A 25,471-nucleotide genomic window follows, 5' to 3' on the forward strand; every position below is an offset into this window, starting at 1 on the left:
TTTCACATTGGTTAGCGGTAATTTGTGTTAATCCGGAGGAATCTAGGGTGAAGTAGCCATGGCAAGCCGGTAAAAAGCCTTTAATTTTGGGTGAATTCAAAATCGCAGTAATGATAGATTTAGTCAATAAGAATTTTTTAATTACCGGAGGCTCATCGGGCCTGGGGAAAGCCACAGCAAATTATCTAATTAAAGAAGGGGCTAATGTGGCAATAACTGGAAGAGATGTGGATAAACTGCATTCGGTAGCTAAAGGTATAGGTGCTTTTGCTATTCATGCAGATGTAAGCAAAACCGAGGAAGTGGTGAAAACATATGCAAGTTTCCTGGAGAAATTCGGTCGTTTGGATGGATTGATTAACAATGCAGGAATAGGAGGGCATAGAGCCGAACTTACGGATCTTGACATGGAGCAGATGCGTAAAATTTTCGACGTGAATGTTTTCGGAGCCACAATGATGGCTCAACATGCTGCCGAAATTTTTAAGAAGCAACAACACGGGGAAATTATAAATATTGCCTCTACCGCAGCGAGTAAAGGCTACCCAACCGGAACGGCTTATGTTGCGTCTAAATTTGCGTTGCGCGGTATGACCCAATGCTGGCAGCAAGAACTTCGCAGGTATAATGTACGAGTGGTACTTATTAATCCAAGTGAGGTGCCTACAGCATTTGGACAAGCCGACAGAAAGCCAAGAGAAGATGAACCCAACAAGTTGCATAGTGAAGATATCGCCCATGCAATTGTATCAACTTTAAAAATGGATAGAAGGGGTTATGTGCCTGAACTTACGGTACATGCTACCAACCCTTTTTAGAATGGTAATCTTTAATTGAAATTCCCCAGCCGAGAAATATAAAATCTGGGTGTTTTGGTAATGTCCAGGTAAGCAATTTAGCAATGTAACAATGAAACAATGTAACAATGGAGCTCATGCAACACAGCAAAAGTCCCATTGGAGCCCCCAATTGGTACATTTCTTAATTGGTAAATTTCTTAATTGGTAAATTTCCACATTATTAAAACTAGCAATTGATGTATAGGGGGTCAGTAGTTGAGTGGTTAGTGGTTAAGTAGTTTGTAGCTTAATAAAAGATGGGTGGTATGGCAACACAGCAAAAGCCCCATGGGAGCCCCAATTGGTAAATTTCTTAATTGCTACATTTCTAAATTAATAAGGAACGATTAATCGAAAATTCAACCAAGCATCCAGTCAAAAGCTTCATTTTTGCAATCCATAAAATTGATAACCAGTGTTTTGGAGGGAATAAAACAAAAATCACTACCTTTGCACTCCAATTTTTGGATGGTCGGTCGTCCTTTATTAAACCAAACCACTTCTGTTTACCGGCAAACAGGATACAAAGAATATCACGCCACATGGCTGAAAACAAAGTAGTAGAAACTGCGAACGGAGATTTTAACTGGGACCAGTTTGAGCAGGATCAAAACCGTTATTCGGGAGATCAAAGAAAAGAGTACGCTGACAAGTACGAAGAAACCCTTACTTCTATCGAGGAGCACGAGGTAATCGAAGGTACTGTTGTTGCCGTTACTAAGAAAGAAGTAGTTGTAAACATCGGCTACAAATCAGAAGGAATTATTCCTTACAACGAATTCAGATATAACCCAGACTTAAAGCCTGGTGATAAAGTACCTGTATACGTTGAAAATCAAGAAGACGGATCAGGTCAACTTATTATTTCTCACAGAACTGCAAGAGTACACTCTGCATGGGAGAAAGTAAATGGAGCTCTTGAGAACGAAGAAATCATCAAGGGATACATTAAGTGTCGTACTAAAGGTGGTCTTATCGTTGATGTATTTGGAATTGAGGCGTTCTTGCCAGGTTCTCAAATCGACGTTAAGCCAATTAGAGATTACGATCAGTACGTTGGAAAAACAATGGAATTCAAAGTGGTTAAAATCAACCACGAATTCAAAAACGTTGTTGTTTCTCACAAAGCGCTTATCGAAGCGGAACTTGAAGAGCAGAAGAAGCAAATTATTGCTGGTCTTGAAAAAGGTCAGATTCTTGAAGGTACTGTTAAGAACATTACTTCTTACGGTGTATTTATCGATCTTGGTGGTGTTGATGGTCTTATCCACATTACCGATCTTTCTTGGGGGCGTATCAACCACCCAGAAGAAGTGGTTACACTTGACGAGAAAATCAAGGTGGTTATTCTTGACTTCGACGACGAGAAGAAGAAAATTGCTCTTGGTCTTAAGCAACTTGAGCCACATCCATGGGATAACCTTCCAGGAGATCTTAACGTTGGAGACAAGGTTAAAGGAAAAGTGGTTGTTCTTGCAGACTACGGTGCGTTCGTTGAAATTCAGCCTGGTGTTGAAGGTCTTATCCACGTTTCAGAAATGTCTTGGTCTCAGCACTTACGCTCAGCTCAAGATTTCTTGAAAGTAGGAGACGAGGTAGAAGCAGTAGTTCTTACTCTTGATAGAGAAGAGCGCAAGATGTCTCTTGGTATCAAGCAACTTATGCCAGATCCATGGGAAGAAATCGAAACGAAATACCCAGCTCAATCTAAGCATAAAGCAAAAGTTAGAAACTTCACCAACTTCGGTGTATTCTGCGAATTAGAAGAAGGAATTGACGGATTGATTCACATCTCTGACCTTTCTTGGTCTAAGAAAGTGAAGCACCCATCTGAGTTCTGTTCTGTAGGAGACGAACTAGAAGTTGTTGTTTTAGAAGTTGACAAGGAAAACAGAAAGCTTTCTCTAGGACACAAGCAACTTGAAGAAAACCCATGGGATGTATTCGAAACCATCTTCGGAATTGGATCGGTACACCAAGGAACTGTTGTTTCTTCTGATAACAATGGTGCTACAGTTGCTCTTCCTTACGGAGTTGAAGCATTCTGCCCAGCTAAGCAATTGAGAAAAGAAGACGGAAGCAAAGTTGCTGCTGATGAGGCATTAGATTTTGTTGTAACCGACTTCAATAAAGAAGCTAGAAAGATTGTTGTTTCTCACACCAGAACTTTCGATAAGAAAGCGGTTGACGATACACCAAAAGCTTCTAAGTCTGCAGGAGGATCTAAAGCAGTTAAAGCATCTAACGACAAGAATGAGAAATCTACTCTTGGAGATCTAGATGTTCTTGCTAACCTTAAGCAGGAAATGGAAAAAAAGGATAAGAAGTAATTCTAATCCACTCTATATTAAAAACCCCGGCAAGTAATTGTCGGGGTTTTTTTGTTGCTTCGGTTTCGCTCAGCCACCAAGCTACATTGGGCCACGCTTAGCAAACAAGTTGCCTCTCTTCGTGTTTGTTCAGGCAGCGAACAACCAAGCTAAAAGAGTTCTCTTTGCTGGCATTATACAGTTGCATTTTTTGGTGCTCATCTATTAAGGGCGAGGCCGCAGCACGGGAAATAGCGTTTTATCGCTTAATTCCTGGTTTCAATAAGTTTTAGATGGCTAGTCGGTTTAATGCTGGTATCGCGGACGGATACTTAAGTAAAAAAATATTAAAGTTCGAAATATGACAATCCGCATATTAACTCGGATTAAATGTCAGGTAATTTCGATTAAAGAATTATAGGGATTAGAATAGCTAGGTGTTACAAACCCAAATAATCCCGTTCAATCTAACAGCACATACAGTAGGTGCTGAATTAGCAACAAGTTTTCAATGGGTGAAGAACGGGGAGGATATAGTTGGTGCGGTGTTACCTAATTTTAGACCAGATTTATCCCACCCTGGTAATTATAGTGTAAAGGTAAGGTACGATAACGGTTGCATTGCAGAGTCCGATGATATGGAGTTGAATTACAGCTCTAATCCATCACCAAGTTTATTAAATAGAGGAGGTGGAGCTGATGGGAAGGTGTTACATATATCAGATAAAAATTCTATAGGAGTATCTGCCTTCCCAAATCCGATGAAAGCTTCATTAGAAATTATTTTTAAGAATTCAGCTTCTGGTATTTCCAAGTTGATGCTTTTTGATATGACAGGGAAACTGGTTGTGAAAAGAGATTTAAGTGAATCAAATTTGTACAAGCATAAAATTGACGTGAGTTCGCTTGAATCCGGCTTTTACACCCTAGTAATAGAGGGAGGCTCCGAGAAATTCAGTAAAATTTTAATAAAAGATTAAATCATGCGATCATATAAGTATATAATCTTAATAGGTATCTTATTGTCAGTTGGCGACTTGTTTTCTCAATTACCAATACATAAGCAATGGGAGAATATTTATGGGACTCATGAAAATGAAAAACCAGTTTTGATTAATGATTTTATGGATGGAGATTTTGCCATTCTTGGCTTAATTGAGGGTGGTCAAACATCAGATGCATACAAAAATTGGTTTATGTTAAATTCAAACCAAGGAGCTATTAAGACCAGTGGCCTGGGAAATGATAGACTAAGAGATATTTATAAAAATGACCTAGGCGGATTGGTATTTATCGATAATGGAGTTTGTATGAGGAATGATGGGAATAACTTCGGAGACATAAGAATAACATATACCGACTCTAGTGGTGAATCAGCTAGTTCCTTTTGTCTTGGAAGTACAAAGGACGAAATAATGTTTTTCACGAAGAAGAAAAATGATAAAATTTTAATTCCTGCAAATAATTTTGGAGGAGATCCAGACGCCCCCTTTAACAATTATGGAGATGCAGATGCTTGGTTGATTATGTTAAATTCTACTGGTCAACAGCTCTGGCAAAATAACTTTGGAGGAAGTAAATTAGATTTTGTTGAGTATGCTGAGATTTTGGATGATAAGATAATTGCGATTATTAGGTCCTTTTCGGATGACTATGACCTCTCAGGTTTTTCTTCTGGAAGTAAGAAATGGTTGCTTAGTATTGATGAGGAGGGAATTATCCTTAAAAGTGCAATACCTAATGACCCATGGGTAAATGAGATAAATGCAGGAGCAAAACAGTATTTTATCGACGATAAGTTTATGTATATTGTGGGTGGTAGAAATGGTACTAATACATCAATTCCTGGGCACCATAATGATACCCTTGGAAAGGATGGGTTTCTCACGAAAGTGGATCATTCAACGGGGGAAGTTATTTATGTAAAATACTTTGGAGGTACTGGTGAGGATAGGTTCTTTAGAATTTTAGAAAATAACAAAGGCAACTTAGTAATTTGTGGAAAAACAAACTCCTCTGATGGAGACCTAATCAATGAATCTACTGAACAAGGAACTTGGCTTTTAGAAGTTGATCCAAGTGGAGAGATAATAGATCAAAATTTCGTTAACTATGGGCTGTCGGGAGGTTCTTTTGTTGATTTTATGTGTACCCAGGATGATGAACTGATATTTTTAAGTACCAATAAAAACAAAGATGCTTTCCCAGAATATTATGGCCCATTGCAAGATAGAAAGCCGGATGATTATTACGTATTTAAATTGGGTTACAGTCCAGTAAGTTCCATTTCGAATAAGGAGGGAGTTCAGAGTTTTTCGGCCTACCCCAACCCCAACAATACAGGTGTTTTAAATACCAATCTTAAAGCCAATTATTCTTTACTGGATATCCAAGGACGTACACTTAAATCTTTTGTTCAAAGTGATGCTTTAGATGTCTCGGATGTGCAAAGTGGTACCTATTTGGTTAAACACCAAAGTGGAGCAACGGTTAGGGTTGTTGTTAAGTAGTCAAACCTAAGAAATTTTTGTTCCTTACGATATAAAAAAACATGCACGTAATTGTCGGGATGTCTTGTCCTGATTTTTGCGCCATGGGGCAACCGGCCAATAAGCCAATTCGCCAACTCGCCAATTGGCATTCTCATTCTTGCTCTGCTTTTCACGCGGTTTCGATCTAATTTAAGCTCTTTGTTTTTTTACATTTGGGGGTCTTACTATAAAGAATCCTCTTTGCTTTAAACTGTATTGGGATTCAAGACCAATAACAGTTTTTCATGAGGCTACAACGTACCAACCATTTACTCTTCCTTTTAGCTTTTCTAGTAGGCTTTTCTATCATTACAAGCGGGCAGCACACCCTTATTGGGGTTTCCGATTTTGGTGGAGAGCATGGTCTTGGCGAAATTTATACCTACGACATAGAAACAGGTCAAGCGGAGCATGTTTATTCTGCAGACCTAAACATAGATGGCCGAGTGGTTAGTCGATTTGTATCTAGCACTAGTACCGATAGTATTATTTATGGCCTAATCCCAGGTGGTGGCACCGGAGGCGCTGGATTAGTAGTTTCCTACAACCTTTTATCGGGGGAAACAAAGGCGGTTTTTCAAATTGAAGTCATTCCTGGCATGAACGAACAAACGAACGAGGTGTTGGCTTTTGTTGATAGTGCTATTTACGGGGTAATGGCGAGTACCCTTCCAAGTCAAAAAGGGTATTTATTTAAATACCATCTTGGAAATCAACAATTTGAAATAATCCATAATTTCGAAGTTAAAGCACACAGGGCTTATAATGGCCTTAATGTTTTTAGAGATAGTTTGTTAGTAGGAACCCTATATTCTGCCGATGGAAAAAAACCTGTTCTCTATGAGTATAATACCAAAAATAGCACATTCAGAACCCTACATGAATTTAATAATGATAGTTTATTAGAAGGCAGTTGGCCTTCGTCAGAATTGTCATTTGTTGGAGATAGCCTAATTATTGGAGTTTCCATATATGGGGGAGCGAACGAGGCAGGCACTTTATATCAGTATAATTACCTACAAGACGAATTCACCAAGCTTCACGATTTTGAAATGGACTCTGGTGCATATCCAGAAGTAGCTCCGGTGTACATGGATCAGGGTGTATTGGTAGGTTGCATGGGATATAATGGTCCCAATGGATTTGGTGCTTTGTATAAATTCCATTTACCCACCAAAACATTCCAAACGGTTAAAGCATACACCGATCTTTACGATGAGGGGTACTACATTGCATCTCGTCTAACTCGATTCCGAAATAATACCATTCTTGGCCTGGTTAAATATGGCGGCCCATTTAATACAGGCGGGGTATTTCAATATAACCTAGATGATAATTCTTGTGCGGTTATTCATCACTATACCCAAAACGTTGATGGTTACCGTCCAACCGGCATATTCGATTTTAAAAGTTATAAAGACAGTGTGCTGGGATTTGCATCAAATAGGAGCACGGCAAGTACCGATGGAACTTTATTTAGAATGTGGCCTGGCAAGGATACGGTGGTGATTGATCTTTTTTTGGATCACGTGGAAAAGGCTGCCTACACAAGAGGAAATCTTGTGGAGTATAAAGACCATTGGTATGGTACCACGGGAGGTGAAGCTAAATACTTTAAAGGGGGGCTCTATGCCATCAATAAATTCACTAAGGAACTAGAGATGGTGAAGAATTACACCGATGCTACGGGCACCGAAAATGCTTTTCCCCAGTTATTTCTTACGGATAATAATTTAATAGGCGGGGAGGTAAGAGATTTTTACGATCCCGTTTCTGGAGATTTGGTTGGAGCGCTCCGTTGGTATAGTCCCGAAACAGATTCGCTTCACATCATTCCATTTACTGGAGATATTGCTGAAAATGTTGGATATCGAGTAGAGGGTTTTGGCATGGCAGAAGGTGAAGACGGAATGTATTATGGTATTGTTACCAAAACCACAGAAAACTGGTTCCTACATGTTAGGCTATATCGTTTTAATCCTTTTGATTTAACCGTTACCCTCGAATCCGAGGAAATCGATTCCCATTTGGGGGGAATAATGGGGAATATAATCTACCATGATGGCAAAATTTATGGTTATGCGTTTAGGGTTATTGTAGATGCAGTTACGCGGCAAGTGCTTTTTTCCTACGATTTAAAATCTAAGGAAACGGAAATTATTTACGAATACGATGGTTCGGGACCTAGATTAACCAATGCCAGGCTAATTTTTGCAAACAACAAAAACCTCTATTGGATAAGTACGGTTTCTTCAGGAGAAGGATATGTTTCTAAGCTCGATTTGCAAAGCAAAGAGGCTGCCGTGGTATATGAGCATTTCGCTGGAAATAATAATGGGGAAGATATAATTGGTACGGCCTTTTTATCTCTAGATAGCACGCAACTGTATTTTCCAACTAAACCGGGTAGCCCGGATGACAATTTACACAGGCTGTACCGTTTGGATTTATCCACCGAAGAAGTGGTTTTAATCGATTCCATTGGTAGTCACCCCGCATCGGGACTCCTACATCATCTTGAATTTTCCTATTTATTTCCCAATCAGCATACATTAATTGCTAGCGACACAATACCGTTAATTGCTTGCGATTCCGTTTCGCTCCCCATTTCGAATTTAATGGTTAAGCAATCTGGAATATATGGGGTGCGAAATAAGAGGCCGAACCTGCCAGATAGTCTCCAACTTTATGAGGTAATTATCCAGGAAAAACCAATTCGAGAAGATACCCTCCTTATTTCTGGATGTGATTCTGTAGTGATTCCATGGAATGGATTGGTATTTAAAGAGTCTGGATATTTTAATGTGCTAAAAGGAGGAGGTGGCGTATGCGATAGTATAATACCTATTCAGATTCTGGTTGATTCGCTACCAAATTATTCGGATACCACCATTGTTACCGGTTGCGATTCCGTTCAAATCCCCAATGGAAATGTGATTTTTGAATCTGGATTATACTCGGTAGCCAAACCCTTTCCAAATTCTTGTGATAGCGTTCATCAATATCAGGCAGAAGTGTACAGCAGTTTCTACGGGGAATATATCTCTGATTCGTTAACTACCTGTGAGAAGTCGGGTACTTATCGAGGGGTGAATTATAACGGTTCTGGTGAGTATAATGTACCCCTAAAAACTGTTCATGGTTGCGATTCCATAGAGCGTTTTAAGGTTAGATATTTTGATCCGCAACCTGAGTTATCCATAAAAGATGATACCATTTTCTTAAACATGGAAAACATGGAGTCTTATAGCATAGAGTCTACCTGGTTTACCTGCGACGAATTTGGGAATTATGATAGTGTATTTAATGTACAAGCAGAGACGTACATTACCATAGATACAACTGTAAGGGCCAGTTATGGAGTCATGTTTTCTATAAATAATTGGCCATTCTCCTGTTCGGATACGGTGGCATGTGTGGAGTATAATCCCGGTACAGTGGGCTTTGAGCAAGAAGAGGTAGACAGAGTTTTTTTGACACCAAATCCCGTGGAAACCATACTAAACGTAGAAGGAATTCCAGAGGGAGCAAAACTTGTTTTATACAATGCACTTGGACAAAAGTTGGTCGTAGAAGAGCAACGATCCGAGAAAAATGCAAAGCTGGACCTAAGTAAATACCCATCGGGTGTGTACCACTTATGGGTGGAAAAAAATGGCGCTCGTCGCAGCTTCCCCGTGGTGAAAAGGTGAGTTGGGAGTGATGAGTGAAGAGTTAGGGGTTAGGAGTCAGTAGTCAGTAGTTGAGTGGTTAGTGGTCAGTGGTTGGTGGAAGATGGATGAAGGGATGAAGGGATGAGGGGATGAGGGGATGAAAAAGGCCTAGCGATTGATTTTTCTCGTGTACTAGTGTACTGGATAACTGGTATACTGGGTGGACCCCTAGGTGATGGTTGCGTTCACTAAAGTGTGTCATTGGGTTTATTTCAGACCTAATCTCGCTCTGCTCCCGTTCTCTCGATACACCCACGCCAAAGCGTGTGCACTCGAGAACTCAGAATTGATATCCCAGACTGCATTTATTTGGTGCTTTCAGCTTTTAACTTCCAGCTTTGAGCTTTCAGCTACGATCTAACCACTGACAACCAAACCAACGCGGTCATTTCGAATATGGCGTAGCGAAGAGAGAATCTCCGTTTACCGGAGCGAGAAACAGTGCGAGAATAAGGCCCATCAACAACTCATTCTCATCATCGCTCTGCTCCCGTTCTCTCGATACACCCACGCCAAAGCGTGTGCACTCGAGAACCGAGAACTCCAAAGCAATTCGCATCCTGCTTTCAGCTTTCAGCTTTCAGCTACGAGCTATCAACCAAACCACTAACCACTAACCACTAACCACTAACCACTGACTTCCCCAAAAACACCTAAACCCATCCACTCCTTATCCTTTATCCCTTCATCCCCTCATCCCTCATCCAAAAAACAATTCGGAATAATCCGAGTAATCCGTGGTGAATAAATACCTACTTCAATCAATTGAATAACCACTCAGTAATTTATATTTGCCAATACAGATATGACTCCAATTACAATTCTTAATAGCACGCAGATAGATCTTACGCTTAAGCGATTGGCCCGTCAGCTCATAGAAAATCACAATGATTTTTCTAATACTGCGATTCTAGGCTTGCAGCCGAGAGGGATATATTTTGCGAAACGCATAGTAGATATTTGCTCCGAAATAACCGGTCGTAAAATAGAATTGGGATCTCTTGATATCACTTTCCATCGCGACGATTTCCGTCGAAGAGATTCTCCTTTACAACCCAATAAAACGGAAATAGACTTTTTAATAGAAGGCAAAGATGTTGTCTTGGTAGACGATGTGCTGTACACCGGAAGATCGGTCAGGGCAGGCTTGGATGCCATGCTAGGCTTCGGACGCCCAAAATCTGTGGAGTTGATGTGCCTTATTGATAGACGTTTTCATAGGGATTTACCCATTCAACCAAATTACGTTGGCAGGCAGATAGATTCTATTGTTGAGGAGCGCGTATCGGTGGAGTGGAAAGGTACCGAGCAAGAAGATCAAGTAGTTTTATACATACCAAATAAATCGGCATGAGTAAGGAGTTATCCGTAAATCACCTTCTGGGAATAGAACCACTTAGTGCAGAGGATATTCATTTAATTCTGGATACGGCTAAGAACTTTAAAGAGGTGATCAATCGCCCCATTAAAAAAGTGCCGAGTTTAAGAGATATAACGGTTGCCAACCTATTTTTTGAGAACTCTACCCGAACCAAGTTGTCTTTTGAATTGGCCGAGAAGCGATTATCAGCAGACGTAATTAATTTTTCGGCGTCGGGATCTTCCGTAAAAAAGGGCGAAACCCTTATTGATACGGTAAATAATGTGCTGGCCATGAAGGTAGACATGGTGGTAATGCGCCATCCCAACCCCGGGGCGCCAGTATTCCTAAGCAAAAACGTTGATACTTGCGTTATTAATGCTGGAGATGGTACGCACGAGCATCCTACTCAAGCGCTATTAGATTCATTTTCCATTCAGCAAAAGTTGGGAACCGTAGCCGGAAAAAAGGTGGTTATCGTTGGAGATATTCTTCACTCTAGAGTGGCACTCTCTAACATTTACTGTCTTAAAAAATTAGGAGCAGAGGTAATGGTTTGCGGGCCAAAAACTCTTATTCCTAAGCATATCCACGAGCTGGGCGTAGAAGTTAGCACCAATTTGGATGACGCAATAGCTTGGTGCGACGTCGCAAATATGCTACGCATCCAATTAGAACGTCAAAAAGACAAATATTTTCCTTCACTTAGGGAGTATAGCAATATGTTTGGACTCACCAAGGAGCGACTAGATCGCATTGGAAAACCCATTACAGTGATGCATCCAGGACCTATAAATAGAGGAGTGGAAATCACCTCCGATGTGGCAGATTCCGATTCATCTATCATTCTAGAACAGGTAGAAAACGGGGTTGCGGTCCGCATGGCTGTATTGTATTTGCTTGCATCCAAAATAAAATTGAAAAGCGAATGATTAGGAAGGAAAAAACCGACAATTATATCCTACTGGAGGTAGGAGCGTATCCGTTAAATGATTCCCTTCTAAATCTTTTGGAAAAGGAAATTAAAGCGGCTGCACCCGATATTTTGGTAGACTTAAGTAAGGCTACTGTTACCCTATCCGATGACCTTGTAAATGAACTTAATCGACTTGGTAAATTAGGAAACCTAGTTTGGATAGCTGGTGAGGAGCATTATGAGTTATACAATGAACAAGAATCTCTTACGATAAATGTTGTTCCAACTGTGCCAGAAGCTGCTGATATGCTCTTTATGGTAAAAATGGAAAACGAACTGGGAGGGGAGGATTTTGAAATTTAAGGTTACTATTTTAGGCAGTGGATCTGCTGTTCCGACAAGAGACAGGAATCCTACTGCCCAATTAATCAACCTTCACAATACTTATATTCTAGCCGACTGTGCGGAGGGAACTCAACTTTGCCTCCGAGAGAATTCCATTCGTCTACAAAAGGTAGATTACATTCTTATTAGTCATTTACACGGCGATCATTTTTACGGTTTACCGGGGTTAATCTCTACCCTTCATTTATTGGGAAGATCTAAACCCATTACCATTTTTGGACCTCCCGGCCTCGAAAAAGCGGTTATGGGCATGGTGGAAATTAGTCGTTCTAATCTTCGGTATCCGTTAAGGTTTGTAGAGACCCAAACAGAACACAAGGAGCTGATTATCGAGCACAGTACTTTCGAAATTTATTCGTTTCCATTGTTACACAAGGTGCCCACAACAGGATTTTTGTTTGAAGAAAAGCCGAAAAAACGTCTTTATAGACCCGAAATAGGGGAGGATTTTGGAATACCGCATTACTGGATAGATCGAATTAAACAAGGGCAGGACTACATTGATGAAGAGGGCAATAGAATACTTAACAGGCTTTTAACCAAAGATCCTGAGCCCCCAAAAAGCTACGCCTTCTGTACGGATACGGCATATTATCCCAAAATTGCCACCTTCATTCAAGATGTAGATGTTATTTACCACGAGGCTTCCTTTTTAGTTGAGGATAAAAAAAGAGCCTTGGAAACAAGACATAGTACTTCGCAGGATGCAGCCCAGATTGCTATGCTGTGTAACGCTAGAAAATTAGTAATTGGTCATTTTTCGGCGCGGTATAATAACCTGCAACCATTTTTAGAGGAGGCAAAACCTTTTTTCAATAATGTGGTTTTAGCTTATGATGGAATGGTAATAAATGTCTAATTTTGAATCGTTCTTAATAATTGCAACACAACAGAATGCAGCCCATCAAAATCTTACTAGCCGATAGCAACCAGTTAATTAGAATTGGATTGAGAAACGTGTTTAGCGACACTGAGAAATACAGTGTGGTAGACGAGGCTGTAGATGGCGATGATTTGGTTGCCAAAGCAGCAAGCACCGCTGCCGAGGTGGTACTAATAGATTATACCAGCCCAGGTTTTACGATAGACGCCATACCTCAAAGCAGGGAAATCAATAACAAGCTGCAATTTGTGGCAATTACCTACGATCAATCTGGATTTACCATTACCAACGCGATTAAGAGTGGTGTTACTAGTTACATCAAAAAGGATTGCGATATAGAGGAAATAAGAGATGCCGTTAAAGAAACTGCGGCAGGATCTAAATTTTTCTGTGGTAAAATTCTCGAAACCATCCAAAAGGAGGCAATTGAGGTTCAGAATATTGATGTAGCTCCCTTTTCCTGCGCTCCTATTGCACTTACACAACGAGAGCAAGAAATCATTCTCTTAATAGCAGAGGGTAACACAACCACTCAAATAGCCGAAAAACTATTCTTATCTAGCCACACCATAAATACGCACAGAAAAAACATCATGACCAAGTTGGGAGTAAACAACACGGCAGCCATTGTGATGTATGCGGTTAAAAATAATTTGGTAAGCCCCAATAAGTTCCTCTTCTCAGGAGAGGCGAGGGTTTAGAAGGTAAATCCTAAAGTAAAGTAGTAATTTCTTGGAGTAGAAGGAATGATTCCAGGTCCAGGATATCCAGTTGCTCTGCGGGTAAAGTAGCTTTCATTTGCAGCATTATTAACCCCGGTTTCTAAAGTCCATTTATTGTAGTTGTAACGCAATCCTATATCTAATACATTATAGGATGGAATTAAACCACTTATGCTGTTCGCCGTTTCAAAGGCATTGGTAGCATCAGAGAAATGATCGTTAACATAGCTGTACTGGGCAGAAAGCTGAAACTCTTTATATCCCAGTTTAATTCCTGTTTTAAAAATAAAATCGGGAACCAACTCAATTTTATTTCCATCTATAGTGGGATCCGTGCTGTTGTACCTACCTTTTAAAACCGAAGCATTTACAAAGGCCGAAATATTTAAATCCCCTTGGTAATGCATCCATTCCAGAGGCTTTATTTCAATTAAACTTTCAAACCCAAAGGTGTTGCTTTTCCCTATGTTAGTTCTAAGGCGGTACACTTGAAATGTTTCGGAGTCTGTTGCCAATAGAAGCCCAATACGGTTGGCGTATTTAAGATAGAAAGCGGTAAAATCGAGCCCTACTCCAGGTAATACCATGCCTTTTATACCTAAGTCCAAATTGTAACCACGCTCATCTTCTATGTTAGGATCTACCCTAAACGCCGGGTTTCTTACAATTACATCATTAAAAGTAATGGAGCGGTAATTCTGTGAGAAGTTGGCGAAAAGCTCCAGGCTTGGATGAATTCTATAGGCAGCACCGAATCCAAGAATGGCAAAATCCCTTCTTTTCTCCATTCCATCCTCAATTTGCTCATCTATAAGAATGCTGTTGTTCGGAGCGCGAACTAAATTGCGGTAAACGCCATTCCCTTGTGTATCAATAAATTCGTAACGTACACCATAGGTTAGCGCTAGTTTTTTGGTGGGATAAATTAAAGCCTCCGCAAAAGCAGCGTAATTGGTGTTATTAAAGTTGTAATCAGAAATACCAGGAAAGTCCTCGCTGATGTATTTAAATGAAGCGTCAGACCCCGAGCTGGCAAATCCTTGCTGTTTATGGTTCTTTCCTTTATAAGCTCTTACACCTGCGGTTAAAGCGGTTTCGTAATTTCCAATTTGAGTGCGCTGTAATAGTCTAGTTTCGGTTCCCCAGTTATTGAACTGGTCGGAAATCAAATTCCGTTGTTTTCTAAACTCTTCATTAGATGCTTGCTCGGCTGGATCTGCTACGTTTGGCGTGGCCAAGAATCCTAGTGCATCTCTACTTGCAACAAGCGCATAGGTATTATGGGTAATGGAGGTTTTATCAGAAAGTTTCCAAGTGGCATTAAATGCGGGTAAATTCCAAGCTACAGCAAACCAATTTCTATTTCTATTTACCTGAGTAGGATCCTCCTCAAATTGCGCATCAGTTAAACCCCCTGGCTGTTGGGCAAGATATCTGTTCCCGGTATACGAAAAAGACAATTTTAATTGCGGAGTGCTTTGCAGGGTGTACTTAAAGTAATAGGTGTTGTTCTCCGAGGCAGAGTTCGCTCTCCATCCTTCCGATTTCTTATGATTAAAATATCCGAAGACCTGGTGTTTTCCAGATTTAACCCCAAATGAATTATAGCTATTGAATAACCCGAAAGACCCAACACTTTGCTTGCTGTTGAGGTGTAGTTTTTTGTCTTTGGGGTGATCTTTAAGTATAAAGTTTATGGTTCCTCCAAACTGGCTCCCAAACTGAAGGGAAGAGGCACCACGCACTATATCAATTCGGTCTATTGCATCGGTAGGAGGGCTGTAATAGGTTTCTGGATATCCAAGCGGATCTGCACTAATGTCGTACCCGTTTTGCCTAGTATTAAAGTTGGATGTACGGCTAGGGCTTAATCCTCGTCCACCAATTTCTAATTGATTTCCACCGTAATCACTCTCCCAAATGTTTAGTCCAGAAACCTTGGCATACACCTGACGTGCATTATTGGTAGCCGTATTGGCAACGAGATCATCAGGCCTTACGATATCATTCTTTTTGGCAGCAAAAAGCATGGTACCTCTTATGGTACGGAGACGCTCTAGAATTTCGGGCCTATCGGCAGCTATTTCTAGTTCGGCCAGTTGTGCTGCAAGCGGTTTTAAATTGTATTCTACCTTTTGGTGCGAGGCGTGTGTGCAAATAAGCGTATCGGTAATGGGTTCATATCCCAAGCTGTATACCAACAGTACTTGTTTACCCTGTGCAAGCCTATTAAAAGTAAACCTACCGTATAAATCGGTGGTTGTTATTGCTTCTGATGAATTAATAAGACTAACTCTGGCGCCAGGAATGGGGTTTCCCATTTCATCGATTACCACACCCGATAGCTTGGTCGGCGGATCAGACATTTGAGCCCAACCCGTTGTTCCCGCAAGAAACCCTAATATGTATAGTGCAATTCTAAGTGCTTTCATTCTTGCGGAAGTATCCAAGTTTTATGACTCCATCCGTCTTTAAGGGAGTGCAAATTTACATCGCTTTTTATAAACCGTCTCAACGGCGATCCATTCATGGTGACAAAAACATCGGCTGTAACCACCGGATTCTTAATATCGTGCCGCCATTTATATTCCTCGGCCAAGAATTTAGCGTACTGAAGAATGAAGTCGGGTTGCACCGCCATCATCTTCTCCTGAACCGGTGTTAAGTATTCCTCGTTGAGTACTTCCCATTCTTTTCCTGTCTCCTTATCCTCTACGTAAAATGTAGCTATACCGGCTTTTTCCACCCGCATAACTCTCCACGAAAAATTAAATCCCTGTTCGTGCCAATACACATTGCCAGGATAAATCCACGATCTTAATGGGAACAAAATTTGCCATGAAATAAGTGGAATAATGATCCAAATTAACCTGGGCGAGAAAGTGTTTTTTACTGCTGAAATATTTAACCAAGATTTAACACGAGGCAAATATTTGTCTGCTGCTTTTAACCAGGTTTCAGCTGGAAAAAAGATTAGCGTTAAGCCTATCATTACAAAGGGGAACACCCCTATGGGAAATAAGACCCAGGTTGCAAGGTGAAATACAATTACCGCAACATAGGCAAGGGGTCTGGTTTTTTTAAAGCTGAGCAAAAAGGGTAGGGAGAGATCGTAAATACAACCAAACCAAGAGGCGATAAATGCCACAATGGGGGCATGCATTACCAGACCTAAAAAACTGTTAGGATCAAATTGTCTTAGCCAAATTTTCATGGGCATTGCATGAAAAAGCCAGTCTGGGGCAACCTTGGCCATGCCCGCAAAAAAGTATACGGCCGCAATTTGAAATTGCAGAAGGTAGATGTAAAGACGAGGTACGTCGGTGTTTGCAACACGCCCTGCTTTAGCATCCAATGAAAGCGTTTTATGGGTAGGAATAATCATTAACCAAATGGAAAGCAGGCTAATGAGGTAGTAATGGTTGAGGTAATAGGTTTTATCGAGTAATTCGAAATAATTAAAGCTTAGGAAAAATAGCAGGGTTGCTATGCGATATCGATATCCGAGTAAAATTCCGAGGCTAGAGAGGAGCATGAGGGTGAACACCAAGTACAATCCAATCTCGGGCAGGGGTTGTACCCATTCGAAACCGTAATATTTGAAAAAGAAGGTGGGTTCTACGTAAAATTCCTGTATCCAACCTTTAGACCAAAAACGTATACCACTAAAAAGCATCAAAGCCCCAAAGGCCATGCGGAAAATTGCAAGACCTATGGGGTGAGTAGCTTCGTTTAAGCGATATGTTATTTGGCTTTTAGTCACCGTCGTTATCCTGATAGGTAATTCTAACGTTTAGCACCGAAGTCATTTGCGCTTTAAGTGCTGGAGTTAGTTTTTGCAATTCGTTTATTAGAATGTTTAGCTTTTCTAATTTCTGGCTATCATTTACGATTTCCGAAAAGGGGTCTTGTAATTCCATCCATAGCCCATCGATAAAGTTAAACTGGTCGGTTATGGCAGCAGAAACGGTAGGATCTATACACTCTACATAGGCTAGTATTCCGTTTGAAATGCTTTCGCCATTGCTGTTGGTGCCGTATAAAAGGGTTTTGTTGTATTGGTAGTTAGCTTTGGCAAGCGATATGGTTTTATCCATAAACTTCCCTTCCGCCTGTTCCGGTTGTGGGTTTCCTCCGTTGTATCTCCCTGCCGGACTTTTTAGTTTGAAGTTTTTATTGAACTCAAAATCTTTTACTAGGCTATTAACCATTAAAGCAAGAGGTGAACCATCGCCAGAACCTGAGCTAAGGTTAAAAAACTCACTTTCGTCACCCGTCCAAAACTCGTTTATATCTCTAAAAAGCTGCTCTAAGTAAAACGCTTGACGAATGCCCATCATAACAGCATTGCCATCATTTTGGTACCTATTAATGATTTCTGCGTCGGTGGGTTCTATACCGTATAGCATGTACTCTAAGGCTGGAAAACCAAGTAGTAAGCGTGAGGCATTGGTTAGGTTTAACTTCCCCTGACTAATTCTGGTTTCAATGCTGTCGGTATTGGTAGGGAAGGTGTTGGCCCACTCATTAAAAAAGGTGCCCTCGCGATAATCAAATCCCTGGCCAATATCAAATCCTGCAAACCCTTGGTAAAGAAGATAGGCGTTGACGAAATCTTCTCGCATTCGATCTAAGCTAGCTTGGTTTGGGGTTTCGGCAAATTTGGTTACCAATTCGGTATGGATTCTGCCAACTGCCGCTTGAATAGCCTCACTCCTTGATGCAGCTTCCAAACGATATGAAGCTTGCATTCCCTGCAAATCGAAAACACAATCTGAAATTACCGGTGGTGTGTTTTTCTCGTCGCAAGAGGATAAAAGCAATGCCCCCGTAAGGAGCACTGCTAATCCAGATATGATTTTGTTTATACGCATAGGGTTAGTTTCTTTTTACTTTAATGGGTTGTTACCAAAAGCTTCAACCAGGTGGGTAATGGCCATGTCTATGTCGCTATTGCTCACTTCCCACAGATTACTGTTAAGTCCAACTATAGCAAGTGCGCTATCTACTTTGGCTTGGTTAGATTTTCTCGGGAATAAGGCTTCGCTTATTGCCCCATCTCTATGTCCTTCCATGGCAATCATAAATCCAACAGCTTCAGAAAGGTGGTGAAGGCGGGCTGCAACATCGGTATCGTCTTTTGCATCTTCTAGGTATGCTAAAGCATTGTTTGCACAAACTTGTTCTAGGATAATAGAGATTTCAGCAATTGCAGCATCTCTGTTATCGTATTGTTTTAAAACAATAGCGTGTCTACCTTTAATAAGGGCATTAAGAAGTCTCTCATTAATACCAGGCATATTGTAAGAGTCGTTCGCAACATGGCGTTTAACAACATATTCTCCCCAAAAGTTTACACGAGTTTGGTCTTTTGGATCGGTGTCGGCATTGCTTAAGTCGGGAGCAATTCCAAGGTATCCAAACGCTTCGTCGTAGTGGTGTTCCATTTGGGTATAGTTTTTACCCTCTACGATATTATTGTTGTCGTCGGCTAGGATATTTACCGATAGGTAGTGCTCAACGGTTTGATAATAGAACACAGATCCCATAAGACCTTTAAGAATGATTTGTCTTGGCTCTAAACCATTTTCATCAAAAAGGTATCCAGAAGAAGATCCTTCTTTAAGAAGTAATCCAGCCTTACCGTTTGCGGCTGTTGCTTGTAACTTGGAGATAGAATCTGTTTTTTCGAACCAAGCTTCGTAAAAGGCCGCATCTTCAACGCTGGCACATTTGTTTTTTAATTGCTTGCTGTATCCTTCCGTTGCAAAGGCACCGTTGGAATTGGCAAACATATCTTTTAGTTGAGAAGCGTTTACTGTTCCTCCCGTGTTAACATTACCAAGGTAAGATCCAATGGCAGTTAACATGGCAATGCGTTCTTCTTGCCCGGTGTAGGATACGGTGCTTTCTCCGTTTCTGGTAAAGGAATAGGTGGAAGGAGCGGTAGGGGTACTCGTTTGTGGTTTTTCATCTGGCTGGCAAGCGGTAAATGCTACAGCAGAAAATAAGGCGGTAAGTAAGGTTAGTTTTTTCATTTGGGTTATTAATTTCGAGGCAAATCTACTTCGCAAGGGGAGGGTGGACAATACCAAGAATTAGGTATTTTATTTAGACTGAATTAAAATTAGCATGAAAATACTTGTTGCCGATAGCGGCGGAACCAAGGCAGACTGGGCCTATTTAGAGGGTGATGGGAATACGGTGGAATGGACGGGGAAAGGGTTAAATCCCAATACAAAATCTACAAATGCCATAATAGAGGAGTTGAATGGTGATCCTTTTAAGGATATCGAGCCCCAGCATATCTATTTTTATGGTGCAGGATGCTCAACCGGTAGCAATCAGCAGTTAATTCAAACTTTGTTGAAGGAACGATTTCCTTCGGCAACTAAAATAGAGGTCCGTAGCGACTTGTATGCAGCCGCCTATGCAACGGTGGGTAATGGCGATGGAGTTGTTGGTATTTTGGGAACCGGAGCCAATTCTGCTTTATTTAAAAATGGAGCTTTTGTGCGCAGCAGGCCTTCCTATGGTTATTTAATGGGAGACGAAGGTTCTGGCGCCTATTTGGGAAAAATGTTTCTCAAGGCGTGGTTAGAAAAAGAATTCAGTCCCACCTTATTGGAAACCCTTGAAGCTCATAAACCCTCCGAGGAAGAGATAGTTACTAGATTATATGCAGGTGAGGAGTCGGTAACAAAGGTGTTTGGGTCTTTTGTTCCGCTACTTTCTAAGTACCAGAGCGAGTTTCCCGAGCTTGGAGAACTTGTAAAGCAATCGTTTAGAGATTACGTTAAGTATTTCATTCACTGCTATCCCCAAAGTCCCAAACAATGCTTTTTTGTGGGCTCCATTGCTTTTTATTTTCAAGACCAGTTAAAGCAGGTTTTAGAAGAAGCAGGATTGGAGCTTAAAAAGGTTATTCAGCGTCCTATGCCAGGACTGATTGATTGGGTGTTAGGAGTTAAGAGTTAGGGGTTAAGAGTCAGGAGTTAAGAGGGGTTCGGTAGCGATTTACGGTTCTCGAGTGGCCACGACGAGGTAACGAGGCGTGGTTGTATCGAGAGAACAAGGGCGTAGGAGTTAAGCGTTAAGTGTAAGGAGTTAGGAGGGAGAGGTGAATAGTCAATGGTCAGTGGTTAATGGTCAGTAGTTGTTTAGCGCTGAATAGCGTTGACCGTATTCAGTCTACCAGTCTACCAGTTCACAATTTACAATGAGTAAACTCCTAACGTAAAAGGCTAATTCTAACCTTTTTCTTTTTTAGTCGGCTGTTATTTAGCTTTTGGGCCATGCCTTTTGCCTTGCTAGCCTTTATTCCCACATAGGTACAATGGTCGTGAAGTTCTATTAAGCCCAAGTCTGTTGGGTTAAGGCCTCCTTCTTTTAAAAATAACCCAGCGACATCACCCTTGGATATTTTGTCTTTCCGACCGCCTGTGATGTACAGCGTTTCCATGGTGGGATGAGCATAGCCGGAAGCCTTAGATGGTTCTGTAGCCGGCAGCTTTGGTATAAATGGTGGGAGGGAAGTCCCTAATTCGTGCAGGATGTATGCCGTACCATGTGCATGCATTCTAGCCGTTCTCCCATTTCGGTGTATGAATGCATCTTCTCGCTGAGGCAGTTCGTAGTGAATAATGTAATCTAATTCGGGTATATCTAATCCTCTGGCAGCTAAATCTGTTGCTAGCAGTATGTTGCAACTTCCATTTCGGAATTTAATTAAAGACTGTTCGCGATCTAACTGCTCTAATCCACCATAGAATTTGGCGTGGTTAATTCCTTCGGCATGCAGATAATCGCTAATGTCTGCAATGCTATCCTTGAAATTGCAGAAAACAATACCTCTTTTCTTTCCAAAACTTTTAAGTAAATCAGCCAAAGCAACTGGCTTATTTCCTTTTTTGGCAGTAACTCTTATTTGGTTCAACCTTGGTTCTTGGTCCTTCTCGAATTTGAGTTTAAAAGGTTTCTTCAGGTTTATGAAAACTGGGATCTCAGTGGATTCTGTTGCCGATGTTAGGATTTTGTGTGATACATTCTCCAAATGGTAACATATTTCCCGCATTTCATTTTCAAAACCTACTTCCAAAGACTTGTCAAACTCATCGAGCACCAAGGTGTGGGCGGAGGAAAAATCTAATATTTCGTTTCTTAAATGATCCGCAATTCTTCCGGGAGTTCCCACCAAAATACTCGGAGTACTTTGCAATGCCGTTCTATCTCTATTGCTGCTCCTACCTCCAAAAACAGCTAAAGCTCTATATCCCGATCCTATGTTTCTTATAATTTGTTCAATCTGAATAGCCAATTCTCTCGAGGGAACCATAATCAACACCTGAATACCCTCTTTTTCCTCAAGGTTTTCTATGATGGGTAGGAGAAAGGCTAAAGTTTTTCCAGATCCAGTGGGAGAAATTAAAACCAGTTCCGAATGATGAGGATAGGCTTCATCTACTGCCTTTTGCATTTCATTTAACGCTGAAATGCCCAGCTTGTTAAGAATTTGTTCTCGGGTTTTTATTGGATCATTCATGTTGCAAAGCTAGGATACTTGGTGTAGGGTCTAGGGTTAGGAGTTAGGGGAATGGTATAATGGTCGGTGGTTAGTGGTTAGTGGTTAGTGGTCAGTAGTCAATGGTCAGTAGTCAATGGTTAATGGTCAATAGTGAGGCAATTTTTAACTGCCACCAGCCAATTCTTATTTCCCACTTTCCAATCCTAGCTCTTTACCTTTGGCGATCATAAATTGCCAGGCTTCTTCTCTTTCGTTGGTTATTTCTCCGTCTAGGATAGCGTCTTTGATGGCGTTTTTAATAATTCCTACTTCCCTCGATGGTCCAATTTTAAAATGTTCCATTATTTCCTCCCCGGAGATTGGAGGCTGCATATTTCTTATACGGTCTTTTTCTTCAACCGTTTTTAGTTTGCGTTCTACCTTGGTGTAATTTTCTAGATATCGCTTAACTCTGCCTTCATTTTTAGAGGTAATATCCGCCCTGCATAGGGTAAGAAGATCTTCTAAATCCTCACCAGCATCGAACAAAAGTCGTCTAATGGCCGAGTCTGTGGCTTCCTCTTTTGTTAGGGCAATAGGCCTTAAGTGCAGTGCGACAAGCTTTTGAACGTATTTCATTTTACGATCCAGGGGCAGGCGCATTCTTTTAAAAATCTTGGGCACCATTTTGGCACCTAAATCCTCATGACCGTGAAAGGTCCATCCTTGTTTTGGGTGAAATCTTTTAGTTTTTGGTTTGGCAATATCATGGAGTAGGGCCGACCATCTTAACCAAAGGTTATCGGTTTCCACACAGATATTGTCTATTACCTCTAAGGTGTGGTAAAAGTTGTCTTTGTGCTTTTTTCCATTAATAGATTCTACGCCGTGCAAGGCGGCCATTTCGGGGAAAATTTCCTGAAGTAAGCCCGTTTTGAAAAGCAATTTAAACCCCACCGAGGGTTTTGGGCTACCCAGAATTTTATTTAGTTCAGTGGTAATGCGTTCTTGAGAGATAATTCGAATGCGTTCCACATTGTGTTTTATGGCATCGAATACTTCGGCAGTAAGGTTAAAATTTAACTGCGATGCAAATCGAATGGCGCGCAGCATTCGCAATGGATCGTCCGAGAATGTAATGTTTGGATCGGTTGGCGTTTTTATAATTCCCTTTTGCAAATCGGAGATTCCATCGAAGGGGTCTACAATTTTTCCCAGCTCATTTTCTCGTAAATCAATGGCCAGGGCATTGATGGTAAAGTCTCTCCTCAGTTGGTCTTCAGCAATAGTTGCAGCTTCAACCGAAGGGTTTCTGCTGTCTTCTCGGTATGACTCTTTTCTAGCACCTACAAATTCTAATTCGTAGTCTCGGTAGCGAAAAGCAGCCGTACCAAAATTGGCAAAAGTATTTACGGATTTAACGGGAAGATGAAGCGACCTTGCACTCTCCTTTGCAAAATCTAAGCCGCTCCCTTCAATAACAAAATCTATGTCCTTACAAGGACGCTGAAGTAGAAAATCTCTTACATATCCACCAACAATATAGGCGGGTTGATCTAATTTCTTAACCGCTTTTCGTATTCCGACAAAGGGTTCCGAGTTCAATATTTTTTCTAGTTCGGAAAATCTACTTTCTAATGATTTGTAATTCCCCACTTGCTCTAATTCTAATAATTGAGGATGGTATTCCTGTTCCAATTTCTCCTTCACGCTCATACAGCACGTAATCTACCTGCTCTTTAATATAGGCCGGCACCTTTTTAACCGTGAGGGCCGGTGGTTCTCCCGATATATTTACCGAAGAGGAGGTCAAAGGTACATTTACCATTTCAATTAATTCGTGTACGAGGCCGCTTTTTACCCATCTAACAGCAGCAGTACCTTCTTCACTAACTGCACCTGGGGCTAGTCCAACAGGATTGTCTAAAATAACTGTGGTGGGGGTGGTGGCTAATTCCATGAGTTCCCAAGCCACATCGGGAATGTCTTTGAAGTGTCTAAGTAACATCTGTTCTGAGCTAAATAAGCTCAAAACACTTTTACTTTTTGGTCTGTTTTTAATTTCAAAAATGCGGTCAATAGCTTTTTGGTTTCTGGCATCGCAACCCAAACCGCAAATGGTTTCTGTGGGATATAAGATTACCCCACCGTCTTTTACAACCTTGGCAGCTTCTTTTAAATCCATGTTCATAGGTAAGAGGGAATTTTTAAAATGCAAAAGGCAGAGCCTATCTGCTCTGCCTTAAATATGCAAAAATATAAATCGTTTACTTAATGAAGTAAATGATTTTTGTACGCAGTTCTTCTTCAGCAACTTCTTCTGGGTTGTCGAAGTAGATTTCTACCACCGGTCCAGCAAATTCATGTCCTTTTTTCTGGATGTATTCATCCATTTTGTAGTGTGTTGCCTCACTAGATTCATGAGATCCTACATGCATATAGGTAACAGCTTTTCCTTCTGCAATGCTTCCTTTTTTTATGGTTTTGGTGGTTTTAACTTCATCCGCTACTGGGATAGCAACCTCTAGCTTGGTACTGTCACCCCAGCTGTAGAAAATACCCATTGGAGCACCAGCTGGTTCGATGTTGTTTTTTTCAAGATGAGCAAATAAAGCTGCAATGTTTTTTGGAAAAAATTCCGCCATTTGCTCTACAGGAATATGTCCAGCAATTGAAATGTATTCAAAAGGTCCTTCTGTTCCTTCTTCAAAACCTTTCCATTTTGTTGCTTCAATATGTGCTTCTAAATTGGTTAAGCTTTGCTCAAATAATGGCCCAATTCCAGATTCCATAACAGTGCTAAAGAACGGACGCATTAAAAAAGGTGCTTCCATTTCTGCTTTCCAAGTAATGGCTGTTCCACCATTTTCTGTTTCCTCAAAGATCCAAACGTCGCTAGATGTTCCGTCCATTCCCTTGAAAGTCATTTCGTTGATAATGCTCTTTCCAGGAACCGCTTCTTTGTGCGTCATTTGACCTTCACCAACATTTGGGTTATCACTTTTCCAAGACCAGGTGTCGCCAATAGATTTTCCATCTCCAGATACGGCATACTCTACGTTGGGGTCTAGTTTAAACCATGCGTTCCACTCCTGGTACTGATTAAAGTCGTTAACGGCGTTAAATACAGTCTCGGGTGAGTAAGGCATTTCTGTACTGCGCTCTACAACTACATCTTTAGAGCTAACAGCTGCTATAATTAGGTATAGTGCTACTATCGTTAGCACGGTGAAACCTAAAAACTTTAAAACTTTCATCGAATAGGGTTGTTGAATTGTTGGGTCGAATAT

The 25,471-nt window shown here is 40.9% G+C and carries 19 protein-coding genes; 11 read left to right on the forward strand and 8 right to left on the reverse strand.

All coding sequences use genetic code 11. From position 1 onward, the window contains the following. Nucleotides 1-110 precede the first annotated feature (110 nt). The 10 genes from FRX97_RS10075 (at nt 111) to FRX97_RS10120 (ending at nt 13,657) form a co-directional block, all read left to right on the forward strand. Entirely contained in the window at nt 111-818 is a 708-nt protein-coding gene (locus tag FRX97_RS10075) for an SDR family oxidoreductase (protein WP_147015089.1), read from the forward strand. Nucleotides 819-1,381: 563 nt separating this feature from the next. Continuing rightward, nucleotides 1,382-3,169: a 30S ribosomal protein S1 gene (rpsA, locus tag FRX97_RS10080; protein WP_147015090.1), complete on the forward strand. Its 1,788-nt coding sequence runs from the start codon at nt 1,382-1,384 to the stop codon at nt 3,167-3,169. Nucleotides 3,170-3,585: 416 nt separating this feature from the next. Then, nucleotides 3,586-4,128, forward strand: a complete 543-nt coding sequence (locus FRX97_RS10085) for a T9SS type A sorting domain-containing protein (protein ID WP_147015091.1) — start codon at nt 3,586-3,588, stop codon at nt 4,126-4,128. Nucleotides 4,129-4,131: 3 nt separating this feature from the next. Continuing rightward, nucleotides 4,132-5,658 (forward strand): T9SS type A sorting domain-containing protein, encoded by a 1,527-nt coding sequence (locus tag FRX97_RS10090; protein WP_147015092.1) that lies wholly within the window; start codon nt 4,132-4,134, stop codon nt 5,656-5,658. A gap of 266 nt (nt 5,659-5,924) precedes the next feature. Then, on the forward strand, nt 5,925-9,371 hold the full coding sequence (locus FRX97_RS10095; RefSeq protein ID WP_147015093.1) for a T9SS type A sorting domain-containing protein: 3,447 nt from the start codon (nt 5,925-5,927) through the stop codon (nt 9,369-9,371). Nucleotides 9,372-10,197: 826 nt separating this feature from the next. Beyond that, complete coding sequence (gene pyrR, locus FRX97_RS10100) at nt 10,198-10,746, forward strand: bifunctional pyr operon transcriptional regulator/uracil phosphoribosyltransferase PyrR (RefSeq protein WP_147015094.1); 549 nt, start codon at nt 10,198-10,200, stop codon at nt 10,744-10,746. Further along, complete coding sequence (locus tag FRX97_RS10105; RefSeq protein WP_147015095.1) at nt 10,743-11,684, forward strand: aspartate carbamoyltransferase catalytic subunit; 942 nt, start codon at nt 10,743-10,745, stop codon at nt 11,682-11,684. Before pyrR ends, FRX97_RS10105 begins: the two co-directional genes overlap by 4 nt. Next, complete coding sequence (locus FRX97_RS10110) at nt 11,681-12,031, forward strand: hypothetical protein (protein WP_147015096.1); 351 nt, start codon at nt 11,681-11,683, stop codon at nt 12,029-12,031. Before FRX97_RS10105 ends, FRX97_RS10110 begins: the two co-directional genes overlap by 4 nt. Beyond that, nucleotides 12,021-12,932, forward strand: coding sequence for a ribonuclease Z (locus tag FRX97_RS10115; protein WP_170227103.1), 912 nt, complete (start codon nt 12,021-12,023; stop codon nt 12,930-12,932). Before FRX97_RS10110 ends, FRX97_RS10115 begins: the two co-directional genes overlap by 11 nt. A gap of 35 nt (nt 12,933-12,967) precedes the next feature. Next, nucleotides 12,968-13,657, forward strand: coding sequence for a response regulator transcription factor (locus FRX97_RS10120; protein WP_147015098.1), 690 nt, complete (start codon nt 12,968-12,970; stop codon nt 13,655-13,657). Here the strand turns inward: FRX97_RS10120 and FRX97_RS10125 are convergent. The 4 genes from FRX97_RS10125 to FRX97_RS10140 are packed head-to-tail and all read right to left on the reverse strand — an operon-like array spanning nt 13,654 to nt 19,716. Further along, on the reverse strand, nt 13,654-16,110 hold the full coding sequence (locus FRX97_RS10125; protein WP_147015099.1) for a TonB-dependent receptor domain-containing protein: 2,457 nt from the start codon (nt 16,108-16,110) through the stop codon (nt 13,654-13,656). The two genes, FRX97_RS10120 and FRX97_RS10125, sit on opposite strands and share 4 nt — an antisense overlap. Continuing rightward, nucleotides 16,107-17,441: an HTTM domain-containing protein gene (locus tag FRX97_RS10130; RefSeq protein ID WP_223266611.1), complete on the reverse strand. Its 1,335-nt coding sequence runs from the start codon at nt 17,439-17,441 to the stop codon at nt 16,107-16,109. The genes FRX97_RS10125 and FRX97_RS10130 overlap by 4 nt, the downstream gene beginning before the upstream one ends. Next, complete coding sequence (locus FRX97_RS10135; RefSeq protein ID WP_147015100.1) at nt 17,434-18,552, reverse strand: imelysin family protein; 1,119 nt, start codon at nt 18,550-18,552, stop codon at nt 17,434-17,436. The genes FRX97_RS10130 and FRX97_RS10135 overlap by 8 nt, the downstream gene beginning before the upstream one ends. 15 nt (nt 18,553-18,567) lie before the next feature. Further along, nucleotides 18,568-19,716: a DUF4856 domain-containing protein gene (locus FRX97_RS10140; protein ID WP_147015101.1), complete on the reverse strand. Its 1,149-nt coding sequence runs from the start codon at nt 19,714-19,716 to the stop codon at nt 18,568-18,570. 94 nt (nt 19,717-19,810) lie between these two features. Here FRX97_RS10140 and FRX97_RS10145 point away from each other — a divergent pair, with 94 nt between their 5' ends. Further along, nucleotides 19,811-20,656, forward strand: a complete 846-nt coding sequence (locus tag FRX97_RS10145; protein WP_147015102.1) for a hypothetical protein — start codon at nt 19,811-19,813, stop codon at nt 20,654-20,656. Between the two features lie 253 nt (nt 20,657-20,909). On the opposite strand, the gene FRX97_RS10150 is transcribed toward FRX97_RS10145, so the two are convergent. The 4 genes from FRX97_RS10150 to FRX97_RS10165 all read right to left on the reverse strand — a co-directional run bounded on the left by FRX97_RS10150 (nt 20,910) and on the right by FRX97_RS10165 (nt 25,438). Then, nucleotides 20,910-22,220 carry a DEAD/DEAH box helicase gene (locus FRX97_RS10150; RefSeq protein ID WP_147015103.1) on the reverse strand — a complete coding sequence of 437 codons (1,311 nt, stop codon included), beginning with the start codon at nt 22,218-22,220 and terminating at the stop codon, nt 20,910-20,912. Nucleotides 22,221-22,385: 165 nt separating this feature from the next. Continuing rightward, a complete protein-coding gene (locus FRX97_RS10155) occupies nt 22,386-23,897 on the reverse strand; it encodes a CCA tRNA nucleotidyltransferase (RefSeq protein WP_147015104.1) in 1,512 nt (503 codons plus the stop codon). After that, nucleotides 23,809-24,372, reverse strand: coding sequence for an L-threonylcarbamoyladenylate synthase (locus tag FRX97_RS10160; RefSeq protein WP_147015105.1), 564 nt, complete (start codon nt 24,370-24,372; stop codon nt 23,809-23,811). The genes FRX97_RS10155 and FRX97_RS10160 overlap by 89 nt, the downstream gene beginning before the upstream one ends. Before the next feature lie 76 nt (nt 24,373-24,448). Beyond that, the gene (locus FRX97_RS10165) at nt 24,449-25,438 is read right to left on the reverse strand and encodes an SRPBCC family protein (RefSeq protein WP_147015106.1); all 990 of its coding nucleotides are present in this window, start codon (nt 25,436-25,438) and stop codon (nt 24,449-24,451) included. Nucleotides 25,439-25,471 lie beyond the last annotated feature (33 nt).

The sequence above is a fragment of the Luteibaculum oceani genome, assembly GCF_007995015.1.
Lineage (GTDB): Bacteria > Bacteroidota > Bacteroidia > Flavobacteriales_D > Luteibaculaceae > Luteibaculum > Luteibaculum oceani.

Excerpts from the sequence above, each read along its gene's own strand:
- rpsA (WP_147015090.1), top strand. The coding sequence starts at position 1,382 with ATGGCTGAAAACAAAGTAGTAGAAACTGCGAACGGAGATTTTAACTGG.
- FRX97_RS10075 (WP_147015089.1), top strand. The coding sequence starts at position 111 with ATGATAGATTTAGTCAATAAGAATTTTTTAATTACCGGAGGCTCATCG.
- FRX97_RS10135 (WP_147015100.1), bottom strand. The coding sequence starts at position 18,552 with ATGCGTATAAACAAAATCATATCTGGATTAGCAGTGCTCCTTACGGGG.
- FRX97_RS10165 (WP_147015106.1), bottom strand. The coding sequence starts at position 25,438 with ATGAAAGTTTTAAAGTTTTTAGGTTTCACCGTGCTAACGATAGTAGCA.
- FRX97_RS10110 (WP_147015096.1), top strand. The coding sequence starts at position 11,681 with ATGATTAGGAAGGAAAAAACCGACAATTATATCCTACTGGAGGTAGGA.
- FRX97_RS10160 (WP_147015105.1), bottom strand. The coding sequence starts at position 24,372 with ATGAACATGGATTTAAAAGAAGCTGCCAAGGTTGTAAAAGACGGTGGG.
- FRX97_RS10120 (WP_147015098.1), top strand. The coding sequence starts at position 12,968 with ATGCAGCCCATCAAAATCTTACTAGCCGATAGCAACCAGTTAATTAGA.
- FRX97_RS10125 (WP_147015099.1), bottom strand. The coding sequence starts at position 16,110 with ATGAAAGCACTTAGAATTGCACTATACATATTAGGGTTTCTTGCGGGA.
- FRX97_RS10095 (WP_147015093.1), top strand. The coding sequence starts at position 5,925 with ATGAGGCTACAACGTACCAACCATTTACTCTTCCTTTTAGCTTTTCTA.
- FRX97_RS10140 (WP_147015101.1), bottom strand. The coding sequence starts at position 19,716 with ATGAAAAAACTAACCTTACTTACCGCCTTATTTTCTGCTGTAGCATTT.
- pyrR (WP_147015094.1), top strand. The coding sequence starts at position 10,198 with ATGACTCCAATTACAATTCTTAATAGCACGCAGATAGATCTTACGCTT.
- FRX97_RS10145 (WP_147015102.1), top strand. The coding sequence starts at position 19,811 with ATGAAAATACTTGTTGCCGATAGCGGCGGAACCAAGGCAGACTGGGCC.
- FRX97_RS10150 (WP_147015103.1), bottom strand. The coding sequence starts at position 22,220 with ATGAATGATCCAATAAAAACCCGAGAACAAATTCTTAACAAGCTGGGC.
- FRX97_RS10090 (WP_147015092.1), top strand. The coding sequence starts at position 4,132 with ATGCGATCATATAAGTATATAATCTTAATAGGTATCTTATTGTCAGTT.
- FRX97_RS10155 (WP_147015104.1), bottom strand. The coding sequence starts at position 23,897 with ATGAGCGTGAAGGAGAAATTGGAACAGGAATACCATCCTCAATTATTA.
- FRX97_RS10105 (WP_147015095.1), top strand. The coding sequence starts at position 10,743 with ATGAGTAAGGAGTTATCCGTAAATCACCTTCTGGGAATAGAACCACTT.